The sequence below is a fragment of the Rhizobium sp. RU35A genome, from assembly GCF_900156005.1.
In the GTDB taxonomy this organism is placed as follows: domain Bacteria; phylum Pseudomonadota; class Alphaproteobacteria; order Rhizobiales; family Rhizobiaceae; genus Neorhizobium; species Neorhizobium straminoryzae.
In genome coordinates this window covers 496,264-510,042 of sequence record NZ_FTMR01000002.1, presented here as the reverse complement: position 1 = coordinate 510,042, position 13,779 = coordinate 496,264, and the positions used below count along the sequence as shown (strand labels likewise).

The following is a 13,779-nucleotide window of genomic DNA, read 5'->3' as shown; positions in this document are numbered from 1 at the left end:
ACGTTCGATGATCTCGCCGACAGGCTTAGATCAGGCCCCTCCCCCCTTTGCGGGGAGGAGGGGCCATTGACCCGATGCAGCTATCAGCTACCCTTGCCGCCGCACTTGCCGGTGGCAACGTTGAAGTTGCCGCAGGACATCGGCTTGCGCCAGTCGGAGATCAGGTTCTTGGAGTCCGGCAGGTAATCGGACCATTCGTCGCCGACAACCTGCGGGGTCTGCTGGACGATTTCGAACTGGCCGTTGGCCTGGATTTCGCCGATCAGCACCGGCTTGGTGATGTGGTGGTTCGGCATCACGGTGGAATAGCCGCCCGACAGGTTCGGGACGGAGACGCCGATGATGGCATCCAGCACCTTGTCGGTATCGGTCGTGCCGGCAGCCTCGACGGCCTTCACCCAGGCATTGAAGCCGATATAGGCAGCTTCCATCGGGTCATTGGTCACGCGCTTGTCGTTCTTGGTGAAGGCATGCCATTCCTTGATGAATTCGGCATTGGCCGGCGAGTCGACGGACTGGAAGTAGTTCCAGGCAGCCAGATGGCCGACGAGCGGCTTGGTGTCGATGCCGGCGAGTTCTTCTTCACCCACCGAGAAGGCGACGACCGGAATGTCCTCGGCCTTGATGCCCTGGTTGGCGAGTTCCTTGTAGAAGGGAACGTTGGCATCGCCGTTGATGGTGGAGACGACGGCAGTCTTCTTGCCGGCCGAGCCGAAGGCCTTGATCTTGGAAACTTCCGTCTGCCAGTCGGAGAAGCCGAACGGCGTGTAGTTGACGATGATGTCCTCGGCCTTGACGCCCTTCGACATCAGGTAGGCCTTGAGGATCTTGTTGGTGGTCTGCGGATAGACGTAGTCGGTGCCTTCCAGAACCCAGCGCTGCACGCCTTCCTTCTCGGCGAGATAATCGACGGCCGGAATGGCCTGCTGGTTCGGGGCAGCACCGGTGTAGAAGATGTTGCGCGAGGATTCCTCGCCCTCATACTGCACCGGGTAGAACAGGATGGAGTTCAGCTCTTCGAAGACCGGCAGCACGGACTTGCGCGAGGAGGACGTCCAGCAGCCGAACACGGCGGCAACCTTGTCCTGGCTGATCAGCTGGCGGGCCTTTTCGGCAAACAGCGGCCAGTCGGAAGCCGGATCGACGACGACGGCTTCGAGCTTCTTGCCGAGCACGCCGCCCTTCTTGTTCTGCTCCTCGACGAGCATCAGCATGGCATCCTTCAGCGTCGTTTCCGAAATCGCCATGGTGCCGGAAAGCGAATGCAGGACGCCGATCTTGATGGTGTCTTCGGCGGCAAAGGCGCCGTGGAACGCCGTCGTGGACATGATGGCGGCGAGCATTGCGCCGCCGAGCCTTGCCTTGAAATTCATGGTGCGAACCCCTCTTCTCGTTCGTTCCGCAACGGGCCTGTGTTCGGCCGTTAACCGTTGCTTCACGAACTATCGGCTGCTGCACCGCAAAACGGCATACGTAAAATGACGTACACGAGGGGGCGAAAGGGGAAGATCAGAAAAAGGGAAAATACGTGTGGTGCATCCGCGCCCATGGAGCAGCGGACAACAAGCGCCGGGCGCCGGGCTCAGCACCCGGCGCAGCGTGTGAAAGGCTCAGTGTGGCCGGTTGCGGAGCTTTTCCGCCTCGGCATAGAACTTCTTTTCCCACTCGTTGTGGTTATCCAGCCCTTCGCGGATGAAGGGCGTGAAGATCGCCAGGTTCATCAGGCACCAGTTGACCAGGCGGGCCGGGAACTTCAGCGGCTTCACGAAATCCACGAACAGCACCACGCGGGTCTGGTCGGAATGGTTCCAGGCCTCATGCTCATAGGCATCGTCGAAGATCAGCACCTTGCCCTCGTCCCAGTGGCAGATCTGGTCCTTGACGCGGATGGCGATCTTGTCTCGCTGCGGCGGCACGATCATGCCGAGATGCAGGCGCAACACGCCGTTATAGGGGCCGCGATGGGCAGGCAAATGCTTGCCGGGCTCGAAGATCGAGAACATCACCGTGGTCAGCCCCGGGATCTTCTGCATCGCCTTCCAGGTTTCCGGGCAGGCCTTGATGTTCTGCTCCGACTTCACGCCGAAGCCGAGCAGGAAGAAGGTCTTCCAGTTGTTGTCGGTGGAAATGGTCTTCACATCGGTGGAGATGTCCTGGAAGCTGGGCAACTCGTCCTTGCGCTTCAGGATCTGGTCCAGTTCCGCACGAATGGCGGGATAGGCCTTCTCGACCTCCGCAGCCCAGGGGAACGTTGCGTTGTCATAGACCGGGGGATTGCCCAGTTTGGCATATTTCAGATTGAGGCCTTCCGCCCAGGCGACGATCGCCATGAAGAAGCGGGTGATGCGGCTCGGGCGATCCATGGGGGCGATGCCCTGGGTGCCAAAGGTCTGTTCATTCGGAGAAGCGCTGACGGTCGAGGGTTCCACGGGTGGCCACACATGAATGAAAGTTGACGGGACCCGAAAGACCCAGCGGGCAAGGCTTCGGGCGTTCTGCTGCACACACTGAGATGGTGAGCCTGCACGCTGTTGCAAGAGCCTGTGTCACAGTTGTGGCAAACGGGAATCCAGCTTGCAAATCCGTCACAAACCCTCGAAACTGCCCAAACGATCATCATGCACAAATGGACGGCAAGGCACGCATGGCAGCCCGGCAACGCATCATTCCGGTCCGGCGCGACTATAACCGCTGGGTCGCGAACCAGACGCTGGAAGACTATGCGCTGCGCTTCACCGCCAAGAGCGCACGCCGCTTTTCCTCGAGCCGCATTTCGCAGACGGCCATCGGCGCCATTTCCTTCCTCGCGCTGGAGGCGATCGGCGGCGCGATCACCCTCTCCTACGGCACCACCAACGCCTTCTTCGCGATCCTCGCGGCGGCTTTGGCCATGCTCGTCGTCGGCCTGCCGATCAGCCGCTATGCCATCCGCCATGGCGTCGACATCGACCTTCTGACGCGCGGCGCAAGCTTTGGCTATATCGGTTCGACCATCACCTCGCTGATCTATGCGAGCTTCACCTTCATGCTGTTTGCGATCGAGGCCTCGATCATGACGGCGGCGCTGAAGATGGCCTTCGGCATTCCGCCCTGGATCGGCTACATCATCAGCGCCGCCGTCGTCATTCCGCTGGTCATCTATGGCGTGCAGCTCATTTCGCGCTTCCAGCTGGCCACGCAGCCCTTCTGGATCATCCTCAACATCCTGCCTTTCCTGTTCATCGCCTTTTCCGACTGGGAGAAATTCAACCTCTGGCGCAGCTTTGCCGGCATCGATCATTCCAATGCGGTGGTCGGCGGCCCCGCCCCCTTCGATCTTCTGGAATTCGGCGCGGCCTCCGCCGTCATCCTGGCGCTGATGCCGCAGATCGGCGAGCAGGTGGATTTTCTGCGCTTCCTGCCGGCGGAGGGGCAGCGCAAGTGGCGCCACAGGCTCGCCGTGTTTCTGGCCGGCCCCGGCTGGGTGGTGGTCGGCGTGCCGAAACTGCTGGCCGGCTCGTTCCTGGCGGTGCTGACGCTCTCGACCGGCGTACCGGCGCTGGAAGCAGGCGATCCGGCCCACATGTATCTGACGGCCTTCGGCTACATGATCCCCAACGATACGGCGGCCCTTCTGCTGATGGCGGCATTCGTCGTGGTCTCGCAGCTGAAGATCAACGTCATGAACGCCTATGCCGGGTCGCTTGCCTGGTCGAACTTCTTCTCGCGCCTCACCCACAGCCACCCGGGCCGCGTCGTGTGGCTGGTGTTCAACGTGGCGATCGCGCTGCTTCTGATGGAAATCGGCATCTACCGGCTGCTGGAAGCGACGCTCGGCATCTTCTCGATCATCGCCATGGCCTGGCTCTGCACCATTTCGGCCGACCTCTTCATCAACAAGCCGCTGGGACTGTCGCCGCCCGGCATCGAGTTCAAGCGCGCCCATCTCTACGACCTGAACCCGGTCGGGCTCGGCGCCATGCTGGGCGCGACCGCGATTGCGCTGTCGGCGCATTTCGGCCTGTTCGGCCTGCTCGCCGCCTCGCTCTCGACCTACCTGACACTGACGGCCTTCCTCCTCTCGCCACTGATCGCCTGGGCCACCAAGGGCCATTTCTATCTGGCCCGCAAGCCGCGGCATGCCTGGAAGAACCTGACCTCCATCACCTGCTCGATCTGCGAGCATCCCTTCGAACCGGAAGACATGGCCTGGTGCCCCGCCTATGCGGCGCCGATCTGCTCGCTCTGCTGCTCGCTGGACAGCCGCTGCCACGACATGTGCAAGCCGAAGGCCGAGATGAAGGCGCAGATCGGCAGCGTTGCCCGCTCGTTCCTGTCCGATCAGGTGGTGGAGCGGCTGATGACCCGGCTCGGCCGCTATGCGATGACGGCCATCCTGTCGATCTCGCTGATCGGGGGCATCATGGCGATGATCGCCTATCAGATCAGTGGCACCATGCCGGCCAATGCCGAGGTGATCTATGGCACGATCCTGATCGTGTTCTTCGTGTTTGCCATCATTGCCGGCATCGTCTCCTGGTTTTTCGTTCTGGCGCATGACAGCCGGGTGGTGGCGGAGGAGGAATCCTCGCGCCAGACCACCCTGCTGCTCAAGGAGATCGCCGCGCACAAGAAGACGGATGCCGCGCTGCAGAAGGCCAAGGAAACCGCCGAGGCCGCCAACCGCGCCAAGAGCCGCTATGTGGTGGGCCTCAGCCACGAGCTGCGCACGCCACTGAATGCGGTGCTCGGCTATGCCCAGATCCTGGAGCGGGACGAGAGCATTCCGCAGCCGCGCCAGTCGGCGATCAAGGTGATCAAGCGCTCGGCCGATCACCTCTCCGGCCTGATCGACGGACTGCTCGACATTTCCAAGATCGAGGCCGGCAAGCTGCAGGTCTATTCCAACGAGATCAACATCCACGACTTTCTCGACCAGATCGTCGAGATGGTGCGCCCGCAGGCACAGGCCAAGGGGCTGGATTTTATCCACGAGCGGGCCCGCAGCCTGCCGCATTACGTGCGCAGCGACGAAAAGCGCCTGCGCCAGATCCTCGTCAACCTGCTGTCGAACGCCATCAAGTTCACCGAGCAGGGCGCGATCCGCTTCGAGGTCGGCTATCGCAGCCAGGTCGCCACCTTCACGATTGCCGATACCGGCTGCGGTATCGCGGAAAAGGATCTCGGCCGCATCTACGAACCCTTCCAGCGCGGCGAGGCGGACAATGTGCGGCCGATGCCGGGCCTCGGCCTAGGCCTCACCATCACACGGCTTCTCACCAACACCATGGGCGGCGAAATCTCCGTCGTCAGCCGCAAGGGCGAAGGCTCCACCTTCCGCGTGCGGCTGATGCTGTCGGCCGTCGATCGCCCGAGCACGATGCCGGCTGCCGCGCGCCGGATCGTCGGCCACACCGGGCCGCGCCGCACGGTGGTGGTGGTGGACGACAACGAGGACCATCGCGACCTGATGCGCGAGGTGCTGACACCGATGGATTTCGTGGTGCTGACGGCAAAGGACGGGCCGGACTGCCTGACGCTGATCGAGGGCGTTAAGCCTGACCTCTTCCTCGTCGATATCCTGATGCCCGGCATGACCGGCTGGCAGCTGGTGGCGCGGCTGCGCGAAAGCGGGCAGACAGCGCCGATCCTGATGCTCTCGGCCAATATCGGCGACGGCGCTTCCGTTCGCCGCGAGGGCGACGGCCACAACGACACGCTGGCCAAGCCCGTCGATATCCGCCAGCTCTCCGACAAGCTCGCCCTGCATCTCGGCCTGACCTGGATCTATGACGACGAAGGCCTGCCGCCGGCCATGGCGCCGTCCACCCTCGCCCCGCCCGCCGCGCCGAAAAACCCGGGTCCGCGCCATGTGGAGGACCTGATCCAGCTCGGCGAGATCGGCTATATCCGCGGCATCGAGGCAAAACTTGCGGAGCTGGCGCGCCTGCCGGAAAACCGACCCTTTACCGAGGCACTCGGCGCCTATGTTCAAGCCTTCGATCTCTCGGGCTATAGGACCTTCCTCAACCGATTCACCGAGGAAAGAGTTGCCGACGATGTCTGACCTGGCCCTGCCCCGCGATATCGTGCTGCTGGTGGACGACAGTCCCGAAGCGCTCGGCTTTCTCACCGAGGCGCTGGAAACCTCGGGCTTTTCCGTGCTGATCGCCACCACGGGTCAGTCGGCGCTCAACATCGTGGAGCGCATCACGCCGGACCTGATCCTGCTCGATGCGGTGATGCCCGGCATGGACGGGTTCGATACCTGCCGCAGGCTGAAGGCCAATCCGGCCGTCTCGCAGGTGCCGGTGATCTTCATGACCGGGCTGACCGAGACCGAACATGTGGTGCACGCGCTGGAGAGCGGCGGCGTCGATTATCTGACCAAGCCGATCAACATCGACGAGCTGCGCGCCCGCATCCGCGTCCACCTTTCGAATGCCCGCTCGGCGCAAAGTGCCCGCGTCGCGCTCGATGCCGCCGGCCGTCACCTCTTAGCGGTGCGCGGCAATGGCGCGCTCCACTGGTCCACTCCGCAGGCCACCCGTCTCATCAACACGGCGGCCGGCAGCGAGGAAGGTCTTGATGGCGTTGTCAGGCAGATCGCCGGCTGGATGGCCGGTCGCGACCGCCCCGGCTTTGCGCGGGAGGCGACCTTCGCCTTTTCGGATCGCGCCGAGGCCCGGCTGCATGTCGTGTTCCTCGGTGCGATCGGCGCCGACGAATACCTGTTCCGCATTACCGGCGGCAGCAGCCGCGCCGACGATGCGGTGCTGCGCGAACATTTTTCGCTGACGCTGCGCGAATCCGAAGTTCTGCTGTGGATCGCCAAGGGCAAGTCGAACAAGGATATCGGCGATATCCTCGGCCTCTCCTCGCGCACGGTGAACAAGCACCTGGAACAGATCTATGTGAAGCTCGGCGTGGAAAACCGCGCGTCCGCCGCCGTCAAGGCTGCAACCGTCCTGCACGAAGTCTGATCTGCCGGGCGGTACGGCAAAGGCCCGGCGCTGATCGCCCGGGCCTTCCATCATTGCGAACCGAATAGCATCCTGGCGCGAGCAGGCTCAGGCAAAGGCCTCGCGGCGGCTGCGGCGGAACAGCAGGACCACCGTGAAGACACCGGTCAGCACGGTCAGCGGCACCAGAGAAAACATCACGTCGGTCGGCGTTGCGCCGCGGGCGACCAGCAGGCCGGTGAACAGAGGGCCGGCGATGGAGCCGAGGCGGCCGACCGCAACGGCAATTCCGACGCCTGTGCCGCGCACCTCGAAGGGATAGCACTGCGGGGCGGTGGCATAGAGGATCGCCTGCATGCACAGGATCGCTGCACCGACCAGCGCACCACCGACGAGCATCAGCGCCAGCGCGACCGGCAGGATGCCCAGCATGATAAGAGCCGCGGCGGAAGCCGCGAAGGCAAGCAGCACGGGGCCAATGGGACGCGCGCTGTCAAAAATCCGTCCGCCGATCAGGCTGCCTGCGACACCGCCGACATTGAACATCAGCTGCACCAGCGAGGCCTCGCTCTTTTCCAGGCCCCGGGCCACCAGCAGCTGCGGCATCCAGTTCAGGAGGACATAAACCACCATCAGGCCGAGGAAGAAGGCGAGCCACAGAAACAGCGTGCCGACCAGCGATTCCGGCGCAACCAGCTTGGCAAAGCCGCCCGTAGCGGACGACACCTTTTGGCGCGCGACGGCAAGCGGCGGCAGCAGGAGCTGCACGAAGGGGGCCAGCACCAGCGGCATCAGGCCGCCGACGAGGAAGATCATGTGCCAGTCCCCGCCATGCAGGCCAAGGGTTGCAACACCGCTGGCGATCGCGCCGCCGAGCGGCACGCCGGCATACATGATCGAGACCGCCCAGCCGCGGCGCCGCGGCTCCACCGATTCCGCGGCGATGTTGATCAGGTTCGGCAGAGCGCCACCGAGGCCGACACCGGTCAGGATGCGCAGGACCAGCAGCTGTTCGAAACTGGTGGCAAAGACGGTCGCCACGGAAAAGACACCGAAGGTCAGAAGCGACAGCACGAGGCCGGCGCGACGGCCCCAGGTATCGGCGATCCAGCCGCCGGACAGCGAGCCGAAGATCAGGCCAAATGTCGCGGACGACAGGAACAGACCGATCTGGGGCGGCGTAAGCCCGAAGGCCGGCGCGAGTTTCGGCACCGCCACCCCGGCCGCCTGCAAGTCAAAACCCTCGATCACAGCAGCCAGAAAGGCGAGCACCAGCGCCCGCCCTCCGCTTGTGCGGAGCGCAGCAGTCTTCGTCATCTTGAAATCTCTCCCATAGACAGGCAGGCTTGGAGCGGCCGCCACCTCCAGCGCTGTCGGTCCATCACCCTTCAGGATCCGACAGAAACTTCCCCGCGCGCCTCCTCCAAGGCGCGATCCGATCCGGCAGATGTCGCGATAACAGCCAGTTCCAGACAAGCGTCAAATTACCGCTATGCACCATAGCAGTCAACACACTTCTGGCGAGCGATACGTCAGATCGTCTCATCCTCCCGCGATCCGGTACCAAGTGTTTCCACCCTCAGGAGAACCCCATCATGAACCGCTTCGTCATCCTTTCAGGCTGTTCCGGCGGCGGGAAATCCACGCTGCTTGCCGAATTGCAGCGGCGCGGTTTCAGAACGGTGCCCGAACCCGGTCGACGCATCGTCACGCAAGAGCAGGCAACGGCGGGCGAGGCCCTGCCCTGGGTCAACCTGGCCGAATTTGCCCGGCGCGCCATTGCGCTTGCCATGGCGGACCGCGCAGGCCTGCCGGACAAGAGCGGCTGGACCTTCTTCGACCGCGGCCTCGTGGATGCGGCCGCCGCCCTCTGGCAGGCGACAGGCGACGCGTCGGCACTTGATCTCTGCAGGAGGCACCGATACCACCCCACCGTGTTTCTCACACCGCCCTGGCCGGAGATCTACGTGATGGATGGGGAGCGCCGGCACGCCCTTGCGGGAGCGCTTGCGGAATATGACCGTCTGGTCGATCTCTATCCGAGGCTTGGTTACACGATCGTGGTCCTGCCGAAGGTCAGCGTGGCGGAGCGGGCGGATTTTGTGCTGGCCCGGATCGGTGCGGAGGCTGCGGTTTGACCGTCTCCCATGCAAAAAGCCCGGCGCGAGGCCGGGCTTTCCGAAGAGAGGCGAAGATCAGGGATCTTCTGCCGGATCTTACATCTGGAAGTAGCTGTACTTGCCGTCCGGGCCCTTCTTCCACTCGTACATGACATAGTCCGGACGGGTGATGTCGCCCTTGGCATCGAAGCCGATGTCGCCGATGGCGGTCTTGAACGGACCCTTGGCCTTCATCGCTTCGGCCACCTTCTGCGGGTCGTTCGACTTCGCGGCCTTGGCGGCGTCAGCGAAGATCTGCATCGCGGCATAGGAGTAGAGCGTGTAGGCTTCCGGCTCGAAACCAGCCTTGCGGAACTTCTCGACGAGGTCCTTGGCGTTCGGGTTCTGGCGCGGATCCGGCGGGAAGGTCATCAGCGTGCCATTGACAGCGTCGCCGGCGATCGACGCCAGTTCGTTGGAGGTGATGCCATCACCCGACATCAGCGGCGCCTTGACGCCCTGGTCGGCCATCTGGCGCATCAGCAGGCCGGCCTCGGTGTGCAGGCCGCCGAAATAGACGATGCCGACGCCGGCATTCTTCATCTTGGAGATCAGCGCCGAGAAGTCCTTGTCGCCGACGGTGATGCCTTCGTAGATGACTTCCTTGATGCCAAGCTTGTTCATGGCCTTCTTGGTTTCATCAGCAAGACCCTGACCATAGGTGGTCTTGTCATGCACGACGGCGACCGGAACGCCCTTGAACTTTTCAGCAATATACTGGCCGGCAACGGCACCCTGCTGGTCGTCACGGCCGCAGGTGCGGAAGGTGTTCCACAGGCCGCGATCGGTGAACTTCGGGTTGGTGGAGGCCGGCGTGATCTGCACGATGCCGTTTTCGGCGTAAACTTCAGAAGCCGGGATCGAAACCGACGAGTTGAAGTGACCGACAACGAATTTCACGCCATCCGCGACGAACTTGTTGGCAACGGAAACGCCCTGCTTCGGGTCAGACACGTCGTCGCCGAGCACGATCTTGATCTTTTCGCCGTTGATGCCACCAGCTGCGTTGATGTCCGCTGCCGCCTGCTCCGCACCCTTCTGGAGCTGAGCGCCGAAGGCTGCGTTCGGGCCTGTCAGCGGGCCGGCAACGCCGACGAGGACATCAGCCCAGGCAGAACCGCCGAAAGCCATGACGGCCGTCAGCGCCACTGCCGAGAGAAGAGACTTCTTCATAATGTTACTCCCAGTTTTTTGAGCGGGTCGGTGTAAGAACCGTGCGCAAGACCCACCACCCCTGCGCCGGTAACTGGTTCCCTTTTCACAACAATCTGAAGCCGAAAGCCTCAGCCTGTCAATTCTTCTTCTTCCAGGAAAAGGTGCCTGCGCGCTCGTAGAGCCAGTAGTAGTTTTCCACCATCTGGCTCGTGCGGCGCTGCCGGAAACCGGCAATCGCAAAGATCAGCAGCAGCACCACATCCAGCACGTAATAGCCGGCCGCCAGGAACGGTCCCTGGAACAGCGCGAAGTGCAGGAAGCGCATCATCACCCCAAGCAGCAGCACGTAGACGAAGACGAGCGGAAGCTCCTTCCAGCCTTCGGCCACGGCACGCCCCGTGCGCCAGGCCGTCCACAGGCCGATCAGCAGCACGATGAAGCGCAGCACGTAGCGGGCGCCGGTATCGCTTTCAAAGAAAAGCCCTTGCATATCCAGTCTCCCCCATGCGCCTCAGTGGCGCCCGCCTTCCAGATAGGCGGCGCGCACTTCCGGATTGGCCAGCAGTTCCCTGCCGGTCCCGCTCATGGTCACCTTGCCGTTCACCATCACATAGGCGCGGTGCGACAGCTTGAGTGCCGCAAACGCATTCTGCTCGACGAGGAACACCGTCAGGCCTTCCTTCTCGTTCAGCATCCGGATCGCCTCGAAGATCTGCTTGACGATCAGCGGGGCGAGACCGAGAGAGGGCTCGTCCAGCAGCAGAAGCTTGGGACGCGCCATCAGCGCGCGGCCGATGGAGAGCATCTGCTGCTCCCCGCCCGAGAGCGTCCCGCCGCGCTGGCTCTGACGCTCTTTCAGGCGCGGGAAGAGCGCAAAGATCTTCTCCACGTCCTCATCGAAATATTTCAGGTTGTCGAGGCCAGCCCCCATCTGCAGGTTTTCATAGACCGTCATGCGCGGAAAAATGCGACGGCCTTCCGGCGACTGGGCAATGCGGCGGCGCGCGATCAGATGCGTTGGCATCTTGGTGATGTCGGTGCCATCGAACACGACGGAGCCATTGCGGGCCTGCGGGCTGCCACAGATCGTCATCATCAGCGTCGACTTGCCGGCGCCGTTGGCGCCGATCAGGCTGACGATCTCGCCCTGATTCACATGCACGTCGACGCCCGAGAGCGCGCGGATGCTGCCATAATAGGTCTCGACGCCGCTGACCTTCAGAAGCGGTTCGGCTGCGGGATTAACGTTGACCGACATCAGAGCGAGCCCCCGTCGAGTTCTTCATGCATGACCTCTTCCAGCTCGTCATCATCCACGCCGAGATAGGCGGCAATGACCTTCGGGTCGTTCTTCACATGGTCCGGCGTACCGTCGGAGATCTTCTGGCCGTATTCCAGCACCACCACGTGGTCGGAAATCTCCATGACGACAGACATGTCGTGCTCGATCAGCAGGATGGAGGTGCCCGTTTCGTCGCGGATGCTGTTGAGCAGCGTGTTGAGCGCCAGCGATTCCTTCGGATTGAGGCCGGCGGCCGGCTCGTCGAGGCACAAAAGCTCCGGCCCCGTGCACATGGCGCGCGCGATCTCCAGACGACGCTGCGCGCCATAGGGCAGATCGCCGGCCGGATCGTCGGCGCGATCGATGAGATCGGCCTTTTCCAGCCACTGGCGGGCAAGCTCGATCGAACCTTCCGCCTCGCGCTTGTAGGAGCCGATGCCGAGCAGGCCCATCACGGTATAGCCGGACGCCTTCATCAGCTTGTTGTGCTGCGCCACCAAAAGGTTTTCCAGCACCGTCAGGCCCGAAAACAGGCGGATGTTCTGGAAGGTGCGGGCAACCTTGGCCTTCTTGGTGATCTCGAAATCCGAGAGGCGTTCGAGAAGGTGCTGCTCGCCGTTGCGCCGGTTCATGGTGATCATGCCCATGGTCGGCTTGTAGAACCCGGTGATGCAGTTGAAGACCGTGGTCTTGCCGGCGCCGTTCGGGCCGATCAGCGCCGTGATCTCGCCACGCTTGGCTTCGAGCGACAGGTCGTTGATGGCCATCAGGCCACCGAAGCGCATCGACAGATGCTCGACCTTGAGAATGGTATCGCGTGTCATGGTCGTGTTTCCGGAGGTCATCAGCCGTGACCCTCCTTGGTGAAGCTACCCGAGACGGACTTGCGCTCCTTGAGGAAGGCCGTCGGCTGGCGCGAGCCAACGAAGCCGCGCGGCTTGAACAGCATGACGGCGACCATGGCCAGGCCGAAGAGCAGCATGCGGTAAAGTTCCGGCGTGAAATCCTCACCGAACACATGCTTCAGGAATTCCATCTCGCGCAAAAGTTCGGTGCCGCCGACCATCACGATCGCGGCGACCGCGATGCCCGTCAGCGAGCCCATGCCGCCGAGGACGACGATCGCCAGGATGACGGCCGATTCCAGGAAGACGAAGCTTTCCGGCGAGACAAAGCCCTGACGCGCCGCGAAGAAGGAGCCTGCGAAACCGCCGAACATGGCGCCGATGGCAAAGGCCGTCAGCTTGGTCTTGACGGTGTCGATGCCGAGCGAACGGCAGGCGATCTCGTCCTCGCGCAGCGCTTCCCAGGCACGGCCGATCGGCATGCTGCGCAGCTTGATCGTCACGTAGGCGGTAATCAGGCAGAGCGCCAGAATGACGTAGAACAGGAAGATCTTGTAGTAAGCCGAGGACATCGGCAGGCCGAAGGATCTTGCAAAATTGTTCGACGCGCCGACATCGAAGGACCAGATGCCGAAGATCGATGCCTTGGCGATGCCGGAAATGCCTGCCGTGCCGCCGGTCACCTCGGTCCAGTTCATCAGCACGAGGCGGATGATTTCACCAAAGGCGAGCGTCACGATGGCCAGATAATCGCCGCGCAGACGCAGGACCGGGAAACCGAGAATGATGCCCCAGAACGCGGCCAGGATGCCAGCCATGGGCAGAAGCACCCAGAAGGACAGGCCGAAGGTCTGCGACAGAAGGGCGTAGGAATAGGCACCCACCGCATAGAAGGCGACGTAGCCGAGGTCGAGCAGGCCGGCGAGCCCGACGACGACGTTGAGGCCCCAGGCGAGCATCACGTAGATCAGGATCTGGATGCCGAAATTGTCGACGAATTTCAGCGAACCCTGCACACCGTAAAGGCTGACGACCACCGGCGGATAGAGAACCAGCGCCAGCATAGCGATCTTCAGGAAGTTCCTGTGAAAGAACCCCTTGTCGTCGGACACTTCGGGAATGCCGGCTTTGGCCTTGGCGAGCTTGCGCCGGTCAATCCGCGGCTTGAAGAAACCGACGACGAGAAAGCGGCCGATGGCGGAAACCGCCACGAAGATGGCGAGAAGCCCCCAGCGGGTGCGCCAGACCAGCGCGTTGTCGATGTTCTGGTAGGTTTCGATGCCGACATAGAGAAGGAACATGCCGAAGGCCAGAATGCCGGCAAAGAGGCCTTCCTTAACGGCCTGGGCCATCACGCCCGGCGCCGCTTCCTTGGCAGGAGACTGTGCATTGGTCAT

Annotated in this window: 11 protein-coding genes; 3 read left to right on the top strand and 8 right to left on the bottom strand. The window is 62.8% G+C overall.

The window, feature by feature from the left end:
• Positions 1–83: 83 nt before the first annotated feature.
• Together urtA and F3H95_RS06980 are read right to left on the bottom strand one after the other, a co-directional pair.
• On the bottom strand, positions 84–1,373 hold the full coding sequence (gene urtA / locus F3H95_RS06985; RefSeq protein ID WP_143126764.1) for an urea ABC transporter substrate-binding protein: 1,290 nt from the start codon (positions 1,371–1,373) through the stop codon (positions 84–86).
• A gap of 237 nt (positions 1,374–1,610) precedes the next feature.
• Positions 1,611–2,363: an aspartyl/asparaginyl beta-hydroxylase domain-containing protein gene (locus F3H95_RS06980; RefSeq protein ID WP_244617907.1), complete on the bottom strand. Its 753-nt coding sequence runs from the start codon at positions 2,361–2,363 to the stop codon at positions 1,611–1,613.
• A gap of 281 nt (positions 2,364–2,644) precedes the next feature.
• Between F3H95_RS06980 and F3H95_RS06975 the strand changes: the two genes are divergently transcribed.
• Positions 2,645–6,046 (top strand): ATP-binding protein, encoded by a 3,402-nt coding sequence (locus F3H95_RS06975; RefSeq protein WP_143126762.1) that lies wholly within the window; start codon positions 2,645–2,647, stop codon positions 6,044–6,046.
• Positions 6,039–6,962 carry a response regulator gene (locus F3H95_RS06970; protein ID WP_149745375.1) on the top strand — a complete coding sequence of 308 codons (924 nt, stop codon included), beginning with the start codon at positions 6,039–6,041 and terminating at the stop codon, positions 6,960–6,962. The genes F3H95_RS06975 and F3H95_RS06970 overlap by 8 nt, the downstream gene beginning before the upstream one ends.
• Before the next feature lie 87 nt (positions 6,963–7,049).
• On the opposite strand, the gene F3H95_RS06965 is transcribed toward F3H95_RS06970, so the two are convergent.
• Positions 7,050–8,258, bottom strand: coding sequence for an MFS transporter (locus F3H95_RS06965; protein WP_149745374.1), 1,209 nt, complete (start codon positions 8,256–8,258; stop codon positions 7,050–7,052).
• Between the two features lie 278 nt (positions 8,259–8,536).
• Here F3H95_RS06965 and F3H95_RS06960 point away from each other — a divergent pair, with 278 nt between their 5' ends.
• Positions 8,537–9,079, top strand: a complete 543-nt coding sequence (locus F3H95_RS06960) for an AAA family ATPase (RefSeq protein WP_149745373.1) — start codon at positions 8,537–8,539, stop codon at positions 9,077–9,079.
• A 78-nt stretch (positions 9,080–9,157) separates the two neighbouring features.
• Here F3H95_RS06960 and F3H95_RS06955 read toward each other — a convergent pair whose 3' ends face one another.
• The 5 genes from F3H95_RS06955 to livM all read right to left on the bottom strand — a co-directional run bounded on the left by F3H95_RS06955 (position 9,158) and on the right by livM (position 13,779).
• Positions 9,158–10,273, bottom strand: a complete 1,116-nt coding sequence (locus F3H95_RS06955) for a branched-chain amino acid ABC transporter substrate-binding protein (RefSeq protein WP_143126758.1) — start codon at positions 10,271–10,273, stop codon at positions 9,158–9,160.
• A 118-nt stretch (positions 10,274–10,391) separates the two neighbouring features.
• Entirely contained in the window at positions 10,392–10,745 is a 354-nt protein-coding gene (locus F3H95_RS06950) for a DUF6867 family protein (protein ID WP_149745372.1), read from the bottom strand.
• 21 nt (positions 10,746–10,766) lie between these two features.
• Positions 10,767–11,513, bottom strand: coding sequence for an ABC transporter ATP-binding protein (locus tag F3H95_RS06945; protein WP_143126756.1), 747 nt, complete (start codon positions 11,511–11,513; stop codon positions 10,767–10,769).
• On the bottom strand, positions 11,513–12,382 hold the full coding sequence (locus tag F3H95_RS06940) for an ABC transporter ATP-binding protein (protein WP_149745371.1): 870 nt from the start codon (positions 12,380–12,382) through the stop codon (positions 11,513–11,515). The genes F3H95_RS06945 and F3H95_RS06940 overlap by 1 nt, the downstream gene beginning before the upstream one ends.
• Positions 12,382–13,779 carry a high-affinity branched-chain amino acid ABC transporter permease LivM gene (livM, locus tag F3H95_RS06935; RefSeq protein WP_143126754.1) on the bottom strand — a complete coding sequence of 466 codons (1,398 nt, stop codon included), beginning with the start codon at positions 13,777–13,779 and terminating at the stop codon, positions 12,382–12,384. The genes F3H95_RS06940 and livM overlap by 1 nt, the downstream gene beginning before the upstream one ends.

Coding starts and splice junctions, on each gene's coding strand:
- urtA (WP_143126764.1), bottom strand. CDS start 1,373: ATGAATTTCAAGGCAAGGCTCGGCGGCGCAATGCTCGCCGCCATCATG.
- F3H95_RS06980 (WP_244617907.1), bottom strand. CDS start 2,363: ATGGATCGCCCGAGCCGCATCACCCGCTTCTTCATGGCGATCGTCGCC.
- F3H95_RS06975 (WP_143126762.1), top strand. CDS start 2,645: ATGGCAGCCCGGCAACGCATCATTCCGGTCCGGCGCGACTATAACCGC.
- F3H95_RS06970 (WP_149745375.1), top strand. CDS start 6,039: ATGTCTGACCTGGCCCTGCCCCGCGATATCGTGCTGCTGGTGGACGAC.
- F3H95_RS06965 (WP_149745374.1), bottom strand. CDS start 8,258: ATGACGAAGACTGCTGCGCTCCGCACAAGCGGAGGGCGGGCGCTGGTG.
- F3H95_RS06960 (WP_149745373.1), top strand. CDS start 8,537: ATGAACCGCTTCGTCATCCTTTCAGGCTGTTCCGGCGGCGGGAAATCC.
- F3H95_RS06955 (WP_143126758.1), bottom strand. CDS start 10,273: ATGAAGAAGTCTCTTCTCTCGGCAGTGGCGCTGACGGCCGTCATGGCT.
- F3H95_RS06950 (WP_149745372.1), bottom strand. CDS start 10,745: ATGCAAGGGCTTTTCTTTGAAAGCGATACCGGCGCCCGCTACGTGCTG.
- F3H95_RS06945 (WP_143126756.1), bottom strand. CDS start 11,513: ATGTCGGTCAACGTTAATCCCGCAGCCGAACCGCTTCTGAAGGTCAGC.
- F3H95_RS06940 (WP_149745371.1), bottom strand. CDS start 12,382: ATGACCTCCGGAAACACGACCATGACACGCGATACCATTCTCAAGGTC.
- livM (WP_143126754.1), bottom strand. CDS start 13,779: ATGACCAATGCACAGTCTCCTGCCAAGGAAGCGGCGCCGGGCGTGATG.